This is a genomic window from Vibrio sp. Vb0667, assembly GCF_033391095.1.
The window spans coordinates 1-2,463 of sequence record NZ_JAWPOL010000074.1 but is presented as its reverse complement, the minus strand read 5'-3'; the positions used below and the strand labels follow the sequence as shown (position 1 = coordinate 2,463).

General features: G+C 45.0%; 3 protein-coding genes, 1 tRNA gene and 2 rRNA genes. 3 read left to right on the top strand and 3 right to left on the bottom strand.

The features are described from left to right. The 3 genes from R8269_RS23380 to R8269_RS26730 all read left to right on the top strand — a co-directional run. Positions 1-620, top strand: a 620-nt coding sequence (locus R8269_RS23380; protein WP_412079963.1) for a heme biosynthesis protein HemY, incomplete at its 5' end; no start/stop codon positions are given. A gap of 443 nt (positions 621-1,063) precedes the next feature. Continuing rightward, on the top strand, positions 1,064-1,282 hold the full coding sequence (locus tag R8269_RS26735) for a helix-turn-helix domain-containing protein (RefSeq protein ID WP_412079964.1): 219 nt from the start codon (positions 1,064-1,066) through the stop codon (positions 1,280-1,282). A 264-nt stretch (positions 1,283-1,546) separates the two neighbouring features. Beyond that, positions 1,547-1,699, top strand: coding sequence for a transposase (locus R8269_RS26730; RefSeq protein ID WP_411979083.1), 153 nt, complete (start codon positions 1,547-1,549; stop codon positions 1,697-1,699). A 201-nt stretch (positions 1,700-1,900) separates the two neighbouring features. Here R8269_RS26730 and R8269_RS23370 read toward each other — a convergent pair. The 3 genes from R8269_RS23370 to R8269_RS23360 form a co-directional block, all read right to left on the bottom strand. Further along, positions 1,901-1,977 (bottom strand) — tRNA-Asp (locus R8269_RS23370). A gap of 30 nt (positions 1,978-2,007) precedes the next feature. Beyond that, positions 2,008-2,123: ribosomal RNA gene (gene rrf / locus R8269_RS23365) — 5S ribosomal RNA — on the bottom strand. A 91-nt stretch (positions 2,124-2,214) separates the two neighbouring features. After that, positions 2,215-2,463, bottom strand: a 23S ribosomal RNA gene (locus R8269_RS23360); the annotation flags it as partial.

Sequence of the window (2,463 nt, the reverse complement as noted above, 5' to 3'; positions counted from 1 at the left end):
TCTTGAACTTACTCAAAACAACTTACATGCAGCTTAAATTGTGGCAGCCGCTGATTGACCTAATGCCACAACTGGCGAAAGCAAAGCTAGTAACGGAAGAAGAGCAAGCAGAACTGATTCAGAAAGCACAATGTGGTTTACTGCATGAAGTCGCGCAACAACAAGGTAGCGAAGGGCTAATTTCTCATTGGAACAGTCTGGCTCGTAAAGTGAAGCAAGACACGCATCTTATTGCTTGTTTTGCACGTGAGCTTATCGCTCGTAAAGCCGACACCGAAGCCTTTACCGTACTAAAAGAAGCACTGAAAAAGCAGCCTGAACCAGAACTTTACCAACTACTGCCAGACTTAAACCTACCAGATATCCATCCTGTAGTAGTCTTCCTAGAAGGCGTAGTAAAGAAAGAAACTGACAACGCAGCGGCACACAGCGCTCTAGCACACTTCTACTTCCGTCAAGAGAAATGGCAACAAGCTCAGGAGCACTTTGAAATAGCTCTAAAACTTCGCTCAGACGTATCTGACTATGCTTTCCTAGCAGACACACTAGAGAAGCAAAATCTAACCAAAGCAGCTCATGAAGTCTCTCGTAAAGCTCTGATGCTGGTTCAGCACGACTAACCAGTAACAACATTATCAAGCCGACAGTTTACTGTCGGCTTTTTATTGCCTGCCATTTATCCATACCCATCAACACGTATTAAATTAACTAGAAACCCAGCCCCTCTCTCTTAAACCACTCGCTACAGTTTGACCCTTATAGTTTTTTCGGCTTTTCTCCACCCACGCCAATGAGCACCACTCAACAGACAAGTAATACCAATCTAAGTAAAAACATGATCCAATTGAGGCTGTCCAACAACAGAACTGATTCGCTATGGACAGCCTCAACAATATCGACTTTAAAAAACTCGCAAGTCAGCAAAAATCCATTCAGATGAAAATGAGGCCACTGACCCTTACTCATTTCAAATGATGGACACTCACGCACACAAATCGTCAAGTTTCTCAAGGTAAGCCGAACCAGTGTCAATAAGTAGGTTTAAACCTTTCTTGAAGAAGGGCTGGAAGGACGGCAAGAAAAGCCAAGAATAGGAAGACCACCATTCTTAACTTCCGAGCAAAGAGAGCTGTTGAGCCAATACATAAAAGATAAAACCAATGATACACAAGGCCGACGACTGACTGGTGCCGACATCCAGGCTTATATAGTGAAAGGATTTGGTCAGCACTACCACTCTAATTCTATCTATTACCTGCTCGACAACATGGGCTTTTCATGAATAACTTCCCGCTCAAAACACGACAACACGCTTATGGGCTAAAAAGGAACTCGCCCAAGAGCCGTGAAGCAATAACAATTTGAGTATGCTTATCTGTTCGGTTCAGTCTGTCCCAAAAAAGGAATTAGTGAGGCTATCATTGTCCCTGGGTTAATAAAGACATCATGATAGAGCACTTAAAACAAATATTGGCAGTCACGTAGGAAGGACGTCACGCCGTCGTTGTAATGGATGGCGCAGGATGGCATACAGAAGAAATTGCCAATGACTTTAAATGTCAGTGTAATCAAACTTTCGCCCTATTCTCCAGAGCTAAACCCTATCGAACAAGTATGGCGTTGGTTGAGGCAACGCGATTTAGCCAATCAATATTTTACTGATTACGACGACATCATCTCCAAAGTCTGCGATGCATAGTATCGGTTTTTGGATTGCTCCAAAAGAGTCACCAAAATGTCTTCGAGAAGATGGATAGACCTGACCAGTTAGTTTTCCAGATTGGTATAAATGGCGAAGTCGTGGAACTGCAGATCATCGAGAATGGTCTTTCTTGGAAGGGAAAAGACAGCCCCTAAAACGACAAAAGCCCTGCTATTTCTAGCAGGGCTTTCAAATAAGTGGCGGAGCGGACGGGACTCGAACCCGCGACCCCCGGCGTGACAGGCCGGTATTCTAACCAACTGAACTACCGCTCCGCACTGGTTAGACCTAAGTCTAAATTTAAAGCCTGGCGATGTCCTACTCTCACATGGGGAAACCCCACACTACCATCGGCGCTATTTCGTTTCACTTCTGAGTTCGGAATGGAGTCAGGTGGGTCCAAAACGCTATGGTCGCCAAGCAAATTCTTTAATTCGGAAAGCTGTTTCTGTGTTCTCTACACATTCAATTCTGTTCTTGCTTCGAGTCCATCAAAACCCCTTGGGTGTTGTATGGTTAAGCCTCACGGGCAATTAGTATCAGTTAGCTCAATGCCTCACAGCACTTACACACCTGACCTATCAACGTCGTAGTCTCCGACAACCCTTTAGGATACTTAAAGTATCAGGGAAGACTCATCTCAGGGCTCGCTTCCCGCTTAGATGCTTTCAGCGGTTATCGATTCCGAACTTAGCTACCGGGCAATGCGTCTGGCGACACAACCCGAACACCAGAGGTTCGTCCACTCCGGTCCTCTCGTA